Here is a 952-nt window from a genome sequence, read left to right on the forward strand (position 1 = left end):
TTCGAGTCCGGCCTTCGCACTCACCCTCTAAACACCTCCTTCCTGTGCCACTCTACAAACCCTTTTTTTGGATAATTCTCGCGCATCATCGGCAGCGCTATCGATTTACCCTCGAAATCCCAGAACATTCTGCCCACTATGCCGCTGCCATTTACTGCGGGTGACACCCGTACTCGCATACTTTCATCCAGCCCAATCGAACCTTTATCAAAGGCTTTATGGTGGATTGCGCACAGCGCCAGGCCGTTTGAAGTCTCGCACGGGCCGCCGTGCTGTTTCCATTTGATATGGGCGGCTTCCAGGGCGACCGAGGTGCTGTCGTGGCGCATATTGAAGCCACAAATAGCGCATTTATAGTTATAGGCACGCAGAACCTGCTGGCGGAACAATGGGTCCCGCTGTTTGCGGATTTGCAGGATATCAAATCCCAGTTCATCCGCGATCTCTTCTTGGATGCTTTCGGTGAAGTGCGCCTCGAGGATTTGCTGGGCCAGGGCGTTGATGAGGCTTTTGCTCTTTTTCAACTGGGCAAAATGCTGTTCATCAAAACCTCCGGCAACGTTGTGCGTTACCAGTTCCCCGGCAGGGGGCTGTTTGCTGCTACCGGATGTTGAACAGTGCTCGGTGTTTTGTAGCTCCCAGAACCCATCTCCCTGTAAGCGCCAGAAGGGCATATCCGGGCGGTATTGCGCGCGCTGTGGTCCAAATCGCTCCAGCAGGCTATGCAACGGGTCGCGAACCTCCGAACCGTAGTCAAACAGGCGGCCATGACCCTGCTGATAACCGGCCAGCACATGAAGCAGCAGCAGGGGCTTGTGCGGCGCACGCTGCTCGCCTTTACGCCAGATGGTGATGTCGGCAATCGCCTGTTGCAGGGTTTTACTGGAAGTCATTGATTTCATTATCGGGTAAATAATTGCGATGATGCTCGCAAAATATCACCTGATCAAGC

Annotated in this window: 1 protein-coding gene; it reads right to left on the bottom strand. The window is 54.0% G+C overall.

All coding sequences use genetic code 11. The features are described 5' to 3' along the window. Positions 1-20: 20 nt before the first annotated feature. Positions 21-893: a phosphorothioated DNA-binding restriction endonuclease gene (locus JTI85_RS04045; RefSeq protein ID WP_219352136.1), complete on the bottom strand. Its 873-nt coding sequence runs from the start codon at positions 891-893 to the stop codon at positions 21-23. Positions 894-952 lie beyond the last annotated feature (59 nt).

Origin of the sequence: Citrobacter sp. Colony219 (genome assembly GCF_019382635.1) — a bacterium.
GTDB classification, from domain to species: Bacteria; Pseudomonadota; Gammaproteobacteria; order Enterobacterales; family Enterobacteriaceae; genus Citrobacter; species Citrobacter youngae.

Coding starts and splice junctions, on each gene's coding strand:
- JTI85_RS04045 (WP_219352136.1), bottom strand. CDS start 893: ATGACTTCCAGTAAAACCCTGCAACAGGCGATTGCCGACATCACCATC.